This window comes from Mesoflavibacter zeaxanthinifaciens subsp. sabulilitoris, assembly GCF_014191595.1.
Classification (GTDB): domain Bacteria; phylum Bacteroidota; class Bacteroidia; order Flavobacteriales; family Flavobacteriaceae; genus Mesoflavibacter; species Mesoflavibacter zeaxanthinifaciens.
Genome location: NZ_JACHWV010000002.1, coordinates 162050 through 176819 on the forward strand (window position 1 = coordinate 162050; position 14770 = coordinate 176819).

Consider the following 14770-nt stretch of genomic DNA (forward strand, 5'->3'; position numbering starts at 1 on the left):
ATGATTAACTTTTTTAAATACATCACGTTTACATTTATAGTATTTGCATTTTTTTTACAATGCTCTAGTGTCCAAAAACTTCAAGATAGTGTAAGTTTTAAAATAGAACAACCTTATTATCAAAACTGGGTTGCAGGAGTTAAAAATGGCGGATCAGGTATTAATATATTTATTCCTGTAACTAACTTAAAGACTAATATAGCACTAGACAGTTTATATTTTAGAGGGCATAAAGTTTTATTAGAAACTAAACCAAATAATCCAAATCTGTTTATAGGACGTATTTTAACTGAAGCTAATCAAAATGAAGATTTCTCTCCTAAAACAGAAGCAGAAATTCCTTTCGATTTAAAAGAAAATGAAGCCGTTATCATTTATACCGAAAACGATAAAAAGAAGTATTATAAAATTGATAATATAAAAGAAAAACAAACCGAGTATTTTCCGAGTACGCCACCAAAACAAAATTAATTATTAACCTACTTACATTATGAAAGCCCTTAAATCAATAACACTAATTGCGTTATTTATTTGTATTTGTAATTGTTCACCTTCTAAATATGCATTACAAAAACAAGCACCAATTCAATTAACTAAAACGTATTTACAGCATTGGACAACAGGTGTAGCTATTGGTAGCTCTGGTGTCAACCTTTATTTTTCTAACCTTTATCCAAACCATTCAAGTATTAAAATGGATAGTGTGTACTTTAGAAAAATGAAAGGAAAACTAACACCTTTAAAAGGTCAATATTTTTCTCGATTAACTAAAAGATTAACTAATGAAGAAGGTAACGCTCTAACAACTAAAGGTTTTTTTCCTTTTCAATTAGAAAATAGAGAATGTGTAATTAGTTATATAGAAAATGGTACAACAAAGTATTATAAGGTTTCAAATATAGAAGAAAAAGAAGGTGTTTACTATCCAGAAGGACCACCAATTAATTAATGTTTTTATTACTGTAACAAATTCAATACATTTAGGTCAAAATAAACAACCTTTTGAGCGGATTTAAATCTCTTTTTAAGCAAACATTTATTTATGGTTTAGCAACAGTTTTACCCAGAATGTTAAGCTTTATACTTGTGCCATTATATACAGATCCTTCAGTGTTATCAAGAGCTGAATATGGCGAAGTATCTTTTATTTTTGCTTATTTCGTTTTATTTAATGTGGTTTTAGCCTACGGTATGGAAACCGCGTTTTTTAGATTTTTTAATAAAGAAGAAAATCAAAAAAATGTTTTAAATACATCAGCAACATCTTTAACAGTAAGTAGTTTAGCTGTTCTAGGTATTGCTTTTCTTTTCAGAAATCAAATTTCATCTTTAATTGAAATTGACTTACAATACTTAAACTTAGTCTTTTTAATATTGCTTTTAGACGCATTAGTAATTATACCATTTGCTTGGTTAAGAGCTACAAGTCAACCTACAAAATATGCTATAATTAAGATTTTAAACGTAGCTGTAAACTTAGGATTAAATGTATTTTTATTAGTTTACTTAAAAGATTTAGCCGAAACTAACTCAATTTTCAATTCTATTTATAAACCAAAATTTGAAATCAATTATATTTTCATTTCTAACGTCATTGCAAGCGCATTAACGTTGGTTTGGTTATTACCTTTTTATAGAAAAGTGAAGTTTAAAATAGATATTAAACTTTGGAAAAAGATGATGAACTATGCTTTACCTGTGCTTATTGCAGGCGTTGCGTATTCTATAAATGAAACCTTTGACCGAATTCTTTTAAAAGAATTATTGCCAGAAAATATAGCAGATGACCAAATAGGTATGTATTCTGCATGTTATAAACTAGCCTTGTTTATGACACTTTTTGCAACAGCTTTTAGGTTAGGTATAGAGCCTTACTTTTTTAGCCATTCAAAAACTAAAGATCCACAAAAAAATTATGCCAAAATATTAGAGTTTTTTATTGCATTTGGGGCAATTATCTTAGTAACGGTAGTTGTTTTTGCAGATATAATAAAACCTATAATTATCAGAAGTGAAGCTTATTATGACGCCATGTGGATAGTGCCTTTTATCCTATTAGCAAACTTTTGTCTTGGTATTTATCATAACCTATCCGTTTGGTACAAAATTACAGACAGGACTAAATATGGCGCCTATATTTCGGTTTTTGGTGCAGTAATTACATTGTTAATCAATTACATTTTAATACCTAAAATAGGATTTAAAGGATCTGCAATAGCAACACTTTGCGCTTATAGTTTAATGATGTTTTTATCTTATTTCTTCGGAAGAAAATACTATCCAATTCCTTACAATTTAAAGAAAATAGTCATTTATTTATTGGTGTCGATTAGTTTCTCTTTCATCTATTTTTATAATTTTAGAGGTAATTATTTTATTGGTTTTACTGCAATAATTGTACTTTTAGGCATAGTTTATCAACTTGAAAAAAATGAAATTAAAAAATTACTCAAATAACATTTCATGCAAATAAAAATCATTAATAAATCTAATCACGCTTTACCACACTATGAGACCATAGCATCTGCAGGAATGGATTTAAGAGCAAATATAGATGAGGCAATAACCTTAAAACCTTTGGATCGTACTATAGTTAAAACAGGTTTATTTATTGAGTTACCAATAGGTTTTGAAGCGCAAGTAAGACCAAGAAGTGGTTTAGCAGCAAAAAAAGGAATAACTGTCTTAAACGCACCAGGAACTGTAGATGCAGACTATAGAGGAGAAATAGGTGTTATCCTTGTCAACCTTTCTAACGAAGATTTTACGATAGAAAACGGCGAGCGTATTGCACAGTTAGTAATTGCAAAACACGAACGTGCCGAATGGATTGAAGTAGAAACACTTTCTGAAACGTCTCGTGGAGAAGGCGGTTTTGGAAGTACAGGTGTTAAATAATTCCTGCGAAAGCAGGAATCTCTAAGCAAGTAAAAATGAAACTTTGGTACGTCTATAATTATGACAAATAAACCTAATGGAGTTTTATACATAGGTGTAACCAACAATATAGGCGAAAGAATTAAGGAGCATAAGTTAAAAGTATACCCTAAATCATTTACAGCTAGATACAATTGTGATAAATTAGTTTATTTTGAAGAATATGATAATGGATTAATTGCTGAAAAAAGAGAAAAGCAATTTAAAAAATGGAAAAGAAACTGGAAAATTGAGTTAATAGAAGAAATGAATCCTAACTGGACAGATTTGAGTCTGAATTGGAATCTTAACTTTAATAAAATAAGAGAATAAATTCCTGAAAAAAGAAATCTAAAACCCAAAAAATAAGTTTAATTAAAAAAGATACCTGCTTTCGCAGGCATAAAAAAATGAAAATAATAGTACCTATGGCGGGAAGAGGATCTCGTCTAAGACCACATAGTTTAACAGTCCCAAAACCATTAATTCCTGTTGCAGGACAACCAATTGTACATAGATTAGTAAAAGATATCGCAAAGGTCTTAAAACAGCCAATTACCGAAGTTGCTTTTGTTTTAGGTGATCCAGCTTGGTTTGGAGACGATGTGGTAGACAGTTTAACAGATTTAGCGACAAGTTTAGGTGCAAAAGCCTCAATCTATCGTCAAGATCAACCTTTAGGAACAGGTCATGCTATCATGTGTGCAAAGGACAGTTTATCAGGACCAGCAGTAATCGCTTATGCAGATACTTTAATACGTGCAGATTTTAATTTAGATCCAGAAGCAGACTCAGTAATTTGGGTAAAGCAAGTAGATCAACCAGAAGCTTACGGCGTTGTTAAATTAAATGACAAAAAGGAAATTATAGAGCTTGTAGAAAAACCACAACAATTTGTTAGCGATTTGGCAGTTATAGGTATTTACTATTTTAAAGAAGTAAGCCAATTAAAAGATCAACTTCAAAAAGTATTAGATAATAATATTATTAATGGTGGCGAATATCAAATTAACGACGGAATTAAAGGCATGATGGCAGACGGAAAAGTCTTTAAAACAGGCGAAGTTAGTGAGTGGATGGACTGCGGAAACAAAACCATAACATTAGACACAAACCAACGTATGTTAGGCTTTTTACAAGCAGATGGAGAAGAGCAATTAGTTTCAGACTCTGTAAAAAATGAAAATTCAACAATTATAGAACCTTGTTATATTGGAGAAAACGTAGTGCTTAAAAACGCAACAGTTGGACCATATGTTTCTGTAGGTAATAATTGTGTTATCGAAAACTCAACCGTTAAAAATAGTTTAATACAAAACCAAACTAGTATAAAAAATGCTAATTTAGACGAAGCTATGATTGGTAACCACGTTAAGTACGACGGTAAGTTTACCAAAATTAGCATTGGCGATTATTCTGTTTTGGAATAATTATTGACCTAATTAAAATAAATAGTCACTTAAACCTTAAGCAAAAGGTTATTTAGATGAAAAAAACGCTTTACATCTTATATTTCCTTTTCGGAATGTTATCCATTCCGCAGATTAACTATGCCCAAGTAGATTTTAATAAAACACCAAATGACGACTTAGGAAATTTTGAAGACGAATTTCAAAATAATTTCTACGAAGCCATGAAACAACACGGTATAGAAAATTATGACCGTGCTGTAGATAACTTAAAACGTTGCTTAGAATTAGACGATTCTCATGTGGTTATTTATTATCAATTAGGAAAAAACTACAACAAGCTTAAAAATTTTGGAGAAGCCGAAGATGCCTTAAAAGATGCGTTAAGAATAGAGCCTGATAACGAATGGGTTTTAGACGAGCTGTATCATGTTTACATTCAGCAAAAAGAATATAACAAAGCCATAAAAACCGTAAGGCAATTAGTAAAATACCATCCAGATTATAAAGAGGATTTAGCAAACATTTATGTGCAAACAGGAAATTTTAAAGACGCTTTAAAAATTCTTGACGAATTAGATGAAGAATACGGTATTACAGACGATAGAGACTTACTGCGTAACCGCATTTACAACGCAACAGGTAGAAAAAAAGATCAAATTGAAAATCTTGAAGAACGCGTAGATAAAAATCCAGAATCTGAAGAAACTTACTTAAGATTAATCTATCGTTACAGCGAAAATAACGACAAGAAAAAAGCGTTTGAAACAGCAAAAAAGCTATTAGAAATTAATCCAAAAAACCAACTTGTTCATCTAGCATTATATAAATTTTATTTAGATGAAGGTAGCCACGATAAAGCAATTAATTCTATGAAAATTGCTTTACAAAGCTCAAAAATTAATCCCGAATCTAAAATAAAAGTACTAGCAGATTTTGTAAAATTTGTCAGTAAAAATCAACAATACGAGCAAGACTTAGTAGATGTAACTTCAATGCTAACAAAAATTGAATCTAGTGGTAAAACGTTGGTAGAGTTAGCTCAATATTATTTACTTAAAGGCGAAAAACAAAAAGCAATAAGTTTTTACGAACAAGCACTTCAAAAAGAAGAAGAAAACTTTGGGATATTAAGAAATATAATACTTCTTCACATAGATTTAAAACAATTTAAACAAGCAGCAGATCGTAGCCAAGAAGGTATAGAAATTTTCCCATCGCAACCAGTTTTATATCTTACTCATGGCGTGTCATTAAACTATTTAAACAGACCTAAAGAAGCTATAGAAAGCTTAGAAATGGGCTTAGATTACATTATTGATGACAAACCAATGGAAGCCGATTTTTATAATCAATTAGCCAAAGCTTATACTGCAACAAACAATTTAAATAAAGCAAAAACGTTTAGTGATAAAGCAAAAAAATTACAATTATCTAATTAATGACTATTAAAACTCAATTTTCTCTATATACAATACTATTTTTATTTGTATTTGTTGGTTGTAAATCAGCCAAAACTATTGTTGCTAATGGCGAACTAAACAATAGATTAACAGCAAAACAATTAATTAAACAAACCGAAAAAGTAGAATCAGATTTTAAGACTTTAGTAGGTAAAATGAAAATTGAATACATAGAAAAGAATAAATCTGAAGGAACAACCGTTAGTCTTCGTATAGAAAAAGATAAAACCATTTGGATGAGTAAATTAGGGTTAGTAAAAGCACTAATAACACCAACAAGAGTCGCATTTTATAACAAACTAGATAACACTTATTTTGATGGCGATTTTACGTATTTAAGTAATCTTTTAGGGACAGAATTAGATTTTCAAAAAGTACAAAATATGCTATTAGGTCAGTCTATGTTTTCACTAAATGATAAAGATTATGAGATTGATATTTTTGACAAATCTTACCAATTAAAACCAAAAAAACAACGCGATTTATTCGAGCTTTTTTTAATGTTCAACCCAAGTCATTTTAAAATGGATTCTCAGCAAATTGCACAACCTAAAGAACGTAGAATTTTACAAATAGACTATTTATCTTATCAAAAAGTAGACAACCTAACTTTACCTTCAGAAACAAAGATTTTTGCTATAGAAAATGAAGATCAACTAGTGATTAATTTAGAATTAAAATCTGTAGATTTGAATGAAGATGTACGTTTTCCGTTTAGCATTCCTTCAGGATATAAAAAAATAGAATTATAACCATGAAATTCAATCAGTTTCTAACCCTTTCATTAATGTTTTTGTTGCTTGGCATCACTTCCGCGCAAGCGCAAAACAATAAAAAAAATCAGCTTGAAGCAAGACGAATAGAGCTTAGAAACGAAATTAAAAAAATAAACAATCTTCTTTTTTCTAACCAAAACAAAAAGAAGGATCAAACCGCTTTAATAGAAGACTTAAACTATAAGTTAAGTGTGACTAATAACTTAATTAAAGTCACCAATCAACAAGCTAATTTATTAACTAGATCTATAAATAATAATCAAAAAGAAATTTCGCAATTGCGTGACGAGCTCACCATTTTAAAAGAAAATTACGCAAAAACGATTCAAAAAAGTTATAAAAACAAAAGCGAACAAAGCCGTGTAATGTTTTTATTGTCTTCAGATAATTTTAGACAAGCTTATAAGCGTTTACAGTACATGAACCAATATGCAAAGGTGCAGAAACAACAAGCTGAAGACATAAAAGTAAAAGCAAAAAAGCTTCAAGATTTAAACTTAGATTTAGTTAAGCAAAAAGAAGAAAAGGATAAGTTAATTGCAGAAAATAAGGTCATTCAAAATCAATTAGAAGCCGATAGAAAGCAACATCAATCTATAATGGCAGAGATTAAAAAAGACTTAAATAAGTATGCTGTTCAAATAAAAGAAAAGCAGCGTGAAGCTGCTAAAATAGATGAAGAAATAGACCGAATTATTAAAGCCGAAATAGCAAAATCTAATAAAAAAGCAGGCAAAACGTCTACTTACAAATCTGGTTTTGCATTAACAGCCGAAGCAAAATTAATAGCAGCAGACTTTATAAGTAACAAAGGAAAATTACCTTGGCCAGTAGAAAAGGGAATTGTAAAACTACGTTACGGAAAACAAAGATCTCCTATAAATCCTAGTGTCGAAATACAAAGTAGCGGTGTAAGAATAGCTACCGAAAAAGATGCTAAAGTTAGAGCTGTTTTTAAAGGTAAAGTCTTAGCTGTAATGGTGCAAAAAAAGAGTAATCCTGTGGTTTTAATCCAACATGGTAATTACATTACAGCTTATGGTAATTTAAAAACAGTTTACGTTAAAAAAGGCGAACAGATTTCTACAAAACAAGAGATTGGCGAAGTTTTTACAGACAGCGATGGTCAAACCTTATTAAAGTTTAGCGTTTATAAAAATAATGCATCACAAAACCCTGCAGAATGGGTTTATAAAATGTAATTACTCAAATAAAGCTTTAAGTTCTGTAGCGTCTTGAGGTTCCATTTTCCCTGCTAAAACTAAACTTAATTGCTTACGTCTTAAAGCAGCAGCATAACGTTCTTTTTCAAGATCGGTTTCTGGTACAAGTTCTGGTACTTTTACAGGTCTTCCTGTTTCGTCAACAGCAACAAAGGTATAAATAGCTTCATTAGCTTTTGTGCGTTCTCCAGACTCACGATCTTCAATCCAAACATCAATAAATATTTCCATAGAGCTTTTAAAGGCTCTAGATACTTTAGCTTCTACAGTTACAACACTACCTAAAGGCACAGCTCTGTTAAATGCTACATGATTAACAGAAGCAGTTACTACAATACGTCTACTATGGCGTCTTGCACTAATACTTGCTGCACGATCCATACGTGCTAGTAACTCGCCACCAAAAAGGTTGTTTAACGGATTAGTTTCGCTTGGTAATACTAAATCGGTTAATGTTGTTTTAGAACTTTCGGCAGTTTTTGGTGTCATAGAATTTATTTTTTTGCAAAGGTAAGACGATTTACATTTTTAGTTTAGCTTTTTACAAATAATTATGAAAACAAAAAGCCTCACAATTATAATTGTGAGGCTTTTAATATTTGGTTTAAACATTACTTAGTCTAACTTTTTTATAAGCAACCAAGCGTCTTTATTACTTTCTTTTCTTATTGAATTTAAAGCGTTAAAAGCGTCTTCTCTAGACGTATAACTACCGTAAGCAACTTGGTGTAATCCGTATTTATTTGTACCAATTTTTCTTGCTTTAAAACCTAAAGCTCTTAACTGTTCTACTTTTTTATCAGAGTTTTCTTCTAATCTAAAAGCTCCAGCAATCACATGATAATTACCTATTTGTTTGTTTACATTTAATGTTACAGCAGGTAAAGGATTACTTATTACAAATGTAGCTTCTTGTATTTGACTTTCTAATTGTGCATCTGCTTCTTCTTGGGCTATTTGGTTATGGTTTTCTATGTTTTTGTAATATTTAGTTACTCCAAAACCGCTTAAACCTAATGCAAGAATAGCAACTGCAGCGTATTTAAGATAAGATTTACTTTTACGTTTTTCTTGTGTAATTGCAATAGTTGGGACTTCTTTTTCAATTGTTTCAACCTCTTTTTTGTATTCTTCTCTTGTTACAGAAGGACTTACAAATTGAGATAAACCAAACGCATCCGTTAAATAATTAAGGTGATAAGATGGTGTAAACTGTATTTTACCTTCATTATTTAACTTTAAATCGCCAATATTTTCAAAGGTTAAAGTTTCTCCTTCGGTTAAATAAGATTTTAACGATTTAACACGCATTGCTATATTTTGCGTAGCAACTTCAAAAGGAATCTTTTCTACATCTGCAATATAACGTGCTAAAAGACCATCGTTATTTTGTATTTGTTCATTAAAAGATAATACTTTTTTTGGCGGATAAAACGCGTTGGTAGAATCGTGTACTGTAGCCGATTTACGTTGCGTTAAAAAAGCACCAAACTCTGGTACAGTCACACAATCGTAACGGTATAACAAATCGCTTATGTAGGTTTCTAATTGCATAAAAACAAAGTTATAAATTTTTAAAAGCGAATAAAATTTAGACCCTATTATTTATTAACAGCAATAAATTTCTTTTCTTGTAGCTTAAAAATCAGATTAATATAAAATGAAAGATAGCCAATTACTGCATATTTTAGCCTTACAACACGTATCAAAAATTGGAGATACTACTGCAAAAAAGCTAATTAATCACTGCGGAAGTGCAGAAGCTGTCTTTAAAGAAAAAAGAAGTAATCTTTTAAAAATTGATGGTATTGGTGAAGTTTTATTGAGTGAATTGCATAAATCAAATCATCTTGAAGCTGCAGAAAATGAACTAAAATACATAAGAGATGAAGGTATAAATTGTCATTATTTTTTAGATGATACGTATCCAGAAAAATTAAAACATTGTTTAGATGGACCTATTTTATTGTTTTCTTCAGGAAATATCAACTTAAATAACCAACACATTATTAGCATAGTTGGTACTAGAAAAATTACAACATCTGGTATAGCTTTTTGCGAAAAATTAATTGAAGATTTAGCAGTATATAAGCCTATAATTATTTCTGGTTTTGCTTATGGTACAGATATAACTGCACATAAAGCAGCAATAAAAAACAAATTGCAAACCATTGGTTGTTTAGCGCATGGATTAAACCAAATTTATCCTAAAGTGCATAAAAAATATGTGGCTGAAGTAGAAAATAATGGCGGTTTTTATACTGATTTTTGGAGTAGTGATACTTTTGATCGTAACAACTTTTTAAAAAGAAATCGTGTTATTGCAGGTTTAAGTCAAGCAACCATTGTTATAGAATCTGCAGAAAAAGGCGGTAGCCTTGTAACTGCAGATATTGCAAATTCATATAATCGAGATGTGTTTGCAGTGCCTGGACGTACTACAGATAGTCAAAGCATTGGTTGTAATAATCTAATAAAGCAACAAAAAGCACATTTACTATCTACACCATACGATATTCCTTATATGCTTAATTGGGAATTAGAAGCGTTAAAAAAGCCACCAATACAAAAACAGTTATTTGTAGAGTTAGATGCAGATGAAAAAATAGTATATAACTACCTAAAAGATAACGATAAAGAGCTTTTAGATGTTATTGCTATAAACTGCAAATTACCAACTTACAAAATGGCAAGTATTTTACTTAATATGGAGTTAAAAGGTGTAGTTAGACCGTTACCAGGAAAATTGTTTGAGCTTATTTAATTAATATCCAACCTTTTCTCTTACTCTAGCTAATACTTTATCTGCTACTTTTTTGGCTTTTTCTGCACCAATAGCTAACGCTTCGTCTATTTTATCTAAGTTTTGCATGTAATAGTTGTAGCGTTCTCTTTGAGCTTCAAAAGTGGTTAAGATTAACTCGTAAAGCGCTTGCTTAGCATGACCATAACCGTAATTACCATTTTCGTAATTGGCTTTCATTGTTGCAATTTGTTCTTCGTTAGCTAATAAGCTGTAAATAGCAAAACAGTTACACGTACTCCAGTCTTTAGGCTCTTCTAACGGCGTGCTATCTGTTTCAATACTCATTATTTTTTTACGAAGTTGTTTTTCTGGTAAAAAGATGTTGATGTAGTTATCTCTACTTTTGCTCATTTTTTCGCCATCTGTACCTGGGATAAGCATGGTGTTTTCTTGCAATTTTTCTTCAGGTAAAACAAAAGCTTCACCCATTTTTGCATGAAAACGAGAGGCTACATCTCTTGTAAATTCGATATGTTGAAGTTGGTCTTTACCCACAGGAATAATCTCTGCATCATACAATAAAATATCTGCAGCCATAAGCATTGGGTACATAAATAATCCAGAGTTTACATCTTCTAAACGGTCTGCTTTATCTTTAAAACCATGGGCTAATTGCATTCTTTTAAACGGAAAAAAACAGTTTAAATACCAAGCAAGTTCTGTAACTTGAGGTATATCACTTTGTCTATAAAACACTGTTTTTTCTATGTCTAATCCAAAAGCTAACCAGGTTGCAGCAACAGAGTAGGTGTTGTGTCTTAACTCTTCTGCATTTTTAATTTGTGTTAAGGTGTGCAAATTTGCTATAAACAAATAAGACTCATTATCACTGTTTTCTGATAATTTTATAGCAGGTAAAATTGCACCTAATATATTACCTAAATGTGGTGTTCCTGTACTTTGAATTCCTGTAAGTATTCTTGCCATGATTAAATTTAATTCTGAATGGCAAAGGTAATTTTTTTAGTAGAATAGCTCAATTAATTTAATTAGTTTTGAATCCAAATGAAGATATTTAAGTACATTTTTTGGACATTTTACCGTATTTGGTTTTACGTTTTGGTAGCCTTACCAATAATTGTGTTATTTCCGTTGCTTTTAATTTCTATTTCTAAAGAATCTTGGTATCCATACTTTTTTAAATTAGCCCGCTTTTGGGCGCGTTTTATTTTAGTTGGAATGGGTATGCCAACAAAAATTAATTATCTGCAAAAAACCGAGCGCAAAAAAAGCTATATGTTTATTGCTAATCATACGTCTATGATTGACATTATGCTAATGTTGGTAGCAGTAAAAAATCCTTTTGTTTTTGTTGGTAAAGCCGAGTTGGCAAAAATTCCATTATTTGGGTTTTTCTATAAGCGCACTTGTATTTTAGTTGATCGTGGTGATGCAGAAAGCAGAAAACGTGTTTTTATGAGGGCACAAAAGCGATTAAAACAAGGTTTAAGTATTTGTATTTTCCCAGAAGGCATGGTGCCTGAAGAACATATAGATTTAGCCGAGTTTAAAGATGGTGCTTTTAGACTAGCTATAAACCACAAAATACCAGTTGTACCATTAACGTTTGCAGATAATAAAAAACGTTTTTCTTATACCTTTTTTAGCGGTGGACCAGGTGTATTAAGAGCAACAATGCATCCTTTTATACCGACATTAGATTTAAGCGTTAATGATACTAAGTCTTTAAATGAAAAGGCTAGATCAATTATATTAAAACAATTAAATTTATTCAAAGTTTAATAATTGATTTTTAGATACTAATTGACCAGATTCTGTTATACCTTCAATAAATATTTTAGCTTCTTTTTGATAGTTTTTAGGGACACTAAAAGTTATAGTTTTATTAGGCTCTAATATGATGTTTGGTTTCCAATAAATTGCACCAAATTCTTTATATGTTGAGTTTGAAAAAGATGGATATTTTGGTGAGTAGTATTCTTTTTCTTGGTTAAAGCCTACAGGTATTTTGACTGTGGAAAACTGATTTTTTTTAGAAGTATATTCTTGAGGTGAAAGAGTATAGATGTAAATTATTTCACCAAATCTACCTGGGTCTTCACCATAATAAACTTCTTTGACTGTATTTGTGTAGATGTTTTCTAATGCCCAAAGGGTATTAGTGATTTCATTATTATTTAAATATACTCGAACAGATGGATGTATTAATAAACCATCATCTTCTTTTTTTATTTGGTTTAAAACACTACCATCTATTGAGTTCTGATCTGTAGAGTTTCCTGTATTTTGATCCGTAGAACTTTCTATAATATCAAGTCTTATTTTTCCATTACTTAACTTTCTTCTAGGGAGAAAGCGATTATTTACATATCCAAACCCTTTAAATTTTAAAAACTCAATAATTGTTTCGCCAGAAGGGATTAAGACATCTTTCATTTTAACATTAGTAAGGATAGTAGCAGCACCATAAGGTTTAATTTCTTTATCTTTTTTATTAGCTTTAAGGATGACCTCTTCAAGAACTGTAACATTAGATGGTAAATCTTTAAAGTTTGAAACTTTAATTTCAAAATTTTTATTAAGTATTAAGTTTTTTTTATCAAATACATCTTTTAAACTATAGTTGTAATAGTTTATATAAGGGTTTATTTTTAGTGTGTTTTCGTTAAATTTTAATCCAAAATTAAAGTCACTATCTTTTTTTAAATAAAGGTTAGTTAATTCTACAGGAGATTGATTGTCTTTTATTTCTTTAACTAGGTTATTTTTATCAGAGAAGATTAAAATAGATTGTTTAGAGTTTAGTTTTTCTTTAAAAGTTAGAGTTACATCTATACCGTTTTCAAAATTAAAGTTGTCTTTAGGAGGATTGTTAAAGATATTGCCCCAGTTATACTTGCTCCAGCCTTGTGTAAGTAATAATAGATCTAAATCTTTAGATTTATTTTTTGAAGTGTTAAAATAATAATTAGCGTTTTCTATAAACCCTTTTACATAAGGTTGTAGTAAAATTTGTGATTTAATATTATTGTTAGGCTTATAAGCTTTAGTACTAGAAGGCAAAAAGCTTGAGCTTAAAAATATTTTTTCGTTAGAGTAGTTAATTATCGTAGCTTGAATAGAGTCATATTTGATTTTAGAGGTTGTAACTTTAATCTTATTAGAAGTATCTTCAAGATCGTTATAAATTAATCGTTCTAAGACAGGTTGATTTTTTTCGTTAAATAATGTAATAATATTTATGCCTTTAAAGAGCTCTTGTTTTTTAAGTAATAAAACGTAGTTTTTATCAGTATTATTAAAGTCAAAGAAAATGTTTTTAAAACTTCTAGTAGTATGTATAAAGACTCTATACTTTTTACCATTAAGGATGTTTAAAGATTTTTTATTGGTAAGTATATTTAACACAAAATAATCATCTAATATTTTTGTATTAAGCGTAACACCTGTTTGTTTTGGCACATTGGTATTTTGTGTTAAAGTAGTCCCATTGTTAAGTGTAGCTACAAAAGTATAAATTTCACCTTTTGTAATAGGTATGTTTACATTTGCAAAACCTAAAGTGTTAGTGTTAAATTCTCCAATACTATTACCGTTACTATCTTTAATAATACCTGTTTTAGTTTTTACACCTTTATTGTTTTGATTTTTAATCAATATAGCAATGTTATTAACTGTATTTTCAAGTAAATGACCACCTTCAGGCATAAGTTTGAACTCAAAAAAATCATCTTCAGAGCTTGCTTTAGCATTAATATTTTTTTGGTCAGATAGGATTGAAATTTTTTGAGTAAAAGAATTATCTTCACTAAAGTTTTTCATCCAGTTTGTAGACGCCTTAATGTAATAGTTGTTTTGAGTAAATGTAGAATCTATTGGGATACTACCATAACCAATACCATTTTTAACATGTATTAAATGTTGTTCTTTTTGTTGTCCGGCTTCATCAAAGATAGAAACATATAGATTAGATGTTGTCGGGTGAAGTTTATTAGAGTTTTGTTCAATAACGTAAGATTGAAACCAAATTTCTTCACCTTTTATAAAGGAAGTTTTATTAAGATGTAGGTAAGGTATTTCTCTAGTGTTTTCAAAATAATTAGAATAAAGTTGATCTATATTTTGAGATATACATTGAATAGAAAGAAAAAGAGCGATTAGTAAGTTGATTTTTTTCATGAGCTGGTTATATTGATTATTTATTCTAATCAAACTT

At 30.0% G+C, this 14770-nt stretch carries 15 protein-coding genes; 11 read left to right on the forward strand and 4 right to left on the reverse strand.

Features of this window, described 5'->3' with window-relative positions:
* From FHS04_RS03540 to FHS04_RS03580, 9 genes are all read left to right on the forward strand, one after another.
* A complete protein-coding gene (locus FHS04_RS03540) occupies window positions 1-471 on the forward strand; it encodes a hypothetical protein (RefSeq protein WP_106680674.1) in 471 nt (156 codons plus the stop codon).
* A 19-nt stretch (window positions 472-490) separates the two neighbouring features.
* Window positions 491-949 (forward strand): hypothetical protein, encoded by a 459-nt coding sequence (locus tag FHS04_RS03545; protein ID WP_106680672.1) that lies wholly within the window; start codon window positions 491-493, stop codon window positions 947-949.
* Window positions 950-1002: 53 nt separating this feature from the next.
* Window positions 1003-2457: an oligosaccharide flippase family protein gene (locus FHS04_RS03550; protein ID WP_106680670.1), complete on the forward strand. Its 1455-nt coding sequence runs from the start codon at window positions 1003-1005 to the stop codon at window positions 2455-2457.
* A gap of 6 nt (window positions 2458-2463) precedes the next feature.
* Complete coding sequence (gene dut / locus FHS04_RS03555) at window positions 2464-2898, forward strand: dUTP diphosphatase (protein WP_106680668.1); 435 nt, start codon at window positions 2464-2466, stop codon at window positions 2896-2898.
* A gap of 60 nt (window positions 2899-2958) precedes the next feature.
* Window positions 2959-3249 carry a GIY-YIG nuclease family protein gene (locus FHS04_RS03560; RefSeq protein WP_106680666.1) on the forward strand — a complete coding sequence of 97 codons (291 nt, stop codon included), beginning with the start codon at window positions 2959-2961 and terminating at the stop codon, window positions 3247-3249.
* 77 nt (window positions 3250-3326) lie between these two features.
* Entirely contained in the window at window positions 3327-4346 is a 1020-nt protein-coding gene (locus FHS04_RS03565) for a sugar phosphate nucleotidyltransferase (protein WP_106680664.1), read from the forward strand.
* A gap of 56 nt (window positions 4347-4402) precedes the next feature.
* Entirely contained in the window at window positions 4403-5767 is a 1365-nt protein-coding gene (locus FHS04_RS03570; RefSeq protein ID WP_106680662.1) for a tetratricopeptide repeat protein, read from the forward strand.
* On the forward strand, window positions 5767-6540 hold the full coding sequence (locus FHS04_RS03575) for a DUF4292 domain-containing protein (RefSeq protein WP_106680659.1): 774 nt from the start codon (window positions 5767-5769) through the stop codon (window positions 6538-6540). Before FHS04_RS03570 ends, FHS04_RS03575 begins: the two co-directional genes overlap by 1 nt.
* A gap of 2 nt (window positions 6541-6542) precedes the next feature.
* Entirely contained in the window at window positions 6543-7766 is a 1224-nt protein-coding gene (locus FHS04_RS03580; protein WP_106680656.1) for a murein hydrolase activator EnvC family protein, read from the forward strand.
* On the opposite strand, the gene FHS04_RS03585 is transcribed toward FHS04_RS03580, so the two are convergent.
* Together FHS04_RS03585 and FHS04_RS03590 are read right to left on the reverse strand one after the other, a co-directional pair.
* Window positions 7767-8276: an acyl-CoA thioesterase gene (locus FHS04_RS03585; protein ID WP_106680653.1), complete on the reverse strand. Its 510-nt coding sequence runs from the start codon at window positions 8274-8276 to the stop codon at window positions 7767-7769.
* 126 nt (window positions 8277-8402) lie between these two features.
* Window positions 8403-9341 carry an HU domain-containing protein gene (locus FHS04_RS03590; RefSeq protein WP_106680650.1) on the reverse strand — a complete coding sequence of 313 codons (939 nt, stop codon included), beginning with the start codon at window positions 9339-9341 and terminating at the stop codon, window positions 8403-8405.
* Between the two features lie 106 nt (window positions 9342-9447).
* Here FHS04_RS03590 and dprA point away from each other — a divergent pair, with 106 nt between their 5' ends.
* Window positions 9448-10551 carry a DNA-processing protein DprA gene (gene dprA, locus FHS04_RS03595; protein WP_106680647.1) on the forward strand — a complete coding sequence of 368 codons (1104 nt, stop codon included), beginning with the start codon at window positions 9448-9450 and terminating at the stop codon, window positions 10549-10551.
* On the opposite strand, the gene trpS is transcribed toward dprA, so the two are convergent.
* Window positions 10552-11520 (reverse strand): tryptophan--tRNA ligase, encoded by a 969-nt coding sequence (trpS, locus tag FHS04_RS03600; protein ID WP_106680644.1) that lies wholly within the window; start codon window positions 11518-11520, stop codon window positions 10552-10554.
* A 78-nt stretch (window positions 11521-11598) separates the two neighbouring features.
* On the opposite strand from trpS, the gene FHS04_RS03605 reads away from it, so the two are divergent.
* On the forward strand, window positions 11599-12336 hold the full coding sequence (locus FHS04_RS03605) for a lysophospholipid acyltransferase family protein (protein WP_106680642.1): 738 nt from the start codon (window positions 11599-11601) through the stop codon (window positions 12334-12336).
* On the opposite strand, the gene FHS04_RS03610 is transcribed toward FHS04_RS03605, so the two are convergent.
* Window positions 12322-14733, reverse strand: coding sequence for a hypothetical protein (locus FHS04_RS03610; RefSeq protein ID WP_106680639.1), 2412 nt, complete (start codon window positions 14731-14733; stop codon window positions 12322-12324). The two genes, FHS04_RS03605 and FHS04_RS03610, sit on opposite strands and share 15 nt — an antisense overlap.
* Window positions 14734-14770: the final 37 nt, after the last annotated feature.

What these genes read in the sequence shown, in the direction of transcription:
- FHS04_RS03540 (WP_106680674.1), top strand. Translation starts at nt 1, where the DNA reads ATGATTAACTTTTTTAAATACATCACGTTTACATTTATAGTATTTGCA.
- FHS04_RS03545 (WP_106680672.1), top strand. Translation starts at nt 491, where the DNA reads ATGAAAGCCCTTAAATCAATAACACTAATTGCGTTATTTATTTGTATT.
- dut (WP_106680668.1), top strand. Translation starts at nt 2,464, where the DNA reads ATGCAAATAAAAATCATTAATAAATCTAATCACGCTTTACCACACTAT.
- FHS04_RS03560 (WP_106680666.1), top strand. Translation starts at nt 2,959, where the DNA reads ATGACAAATAAACCTAATGGAGTTTTATACATAGGTGTAACCAACAAT.
- FHS04_RS03565 (WP_106680664.1), top strand. Translation starts at nt 3,327, where the DNA reads ATGAAAATAATAGTACCTATGGCGGGAAGAGGATCTCGTCTAAGACCA.
- FHS04_RS03570 (WP_106680662.1), top strand. Translation starts at nt 4,403, where the DNA reads ATGAAAAAAACGCTTTACATCTTATATTTCCTTTTCGGAATGTTATCC.
- FHS04_RS03575 (WP_106680659.1), top strand. Translation starts at nt 5,767, where the DNA reads ATGACTATTAAAACTCAATTTTCTCTATATACAATACTATTTTTATTT.
- FHS04_RS03580 (WP_106680656.1), top strand. Translation starts at nt 6,543, where the DNA reads ATGAAATTCAATCAGTTTCTAACCCTTTCATTAATGTTTTTGTTGCTT.
- FHS04_RS03585 (WP_106680653.1), bottom strand. Translation starts at nt 8,276, where the DNA reads ATGACACCAAAAACTGCCGAAAGTTCTAAAACAACATTAACCGATTTA.
- FHS04_RS03590 (WP_106680650.1), bottom strand. Translation starts at nt 9,341, where the DNA reads ATGCAATTAGAAACCTACATAAGCGATTTGTTATACCGTTACGATTGT.
- dprA (WP_106680647.1), top strand. Translation starts at nt 9,448, where the DNA reads ATGAAAGATAGCCAATTACTGCATATTTTAGCCTTACAACACGTATCA.
- trpS (WP_106680644.1), bottom strand. Translation starts at nt 11,520, where the DNA reads ATGGCAAGAATACTTACAGGAATTCAAAGTACAGGAACACCACATTTA.
- FHS04_RS03605 (WP_106680642.1), top strand. Translation starts at nt 11,599, where the DNA reads ATGAAGATATTTAAGTACATTTTTTGGACATTTTACCGTATTTGGTTT.
- FHS04_RS03610 (WP_106680639.1), bottom strand. Translation starts at nt 14,733, where the DNA reads ATGAAAAAAATCAACTTACTAATCGCTCTTTTTCTTTCTATTCAATGT.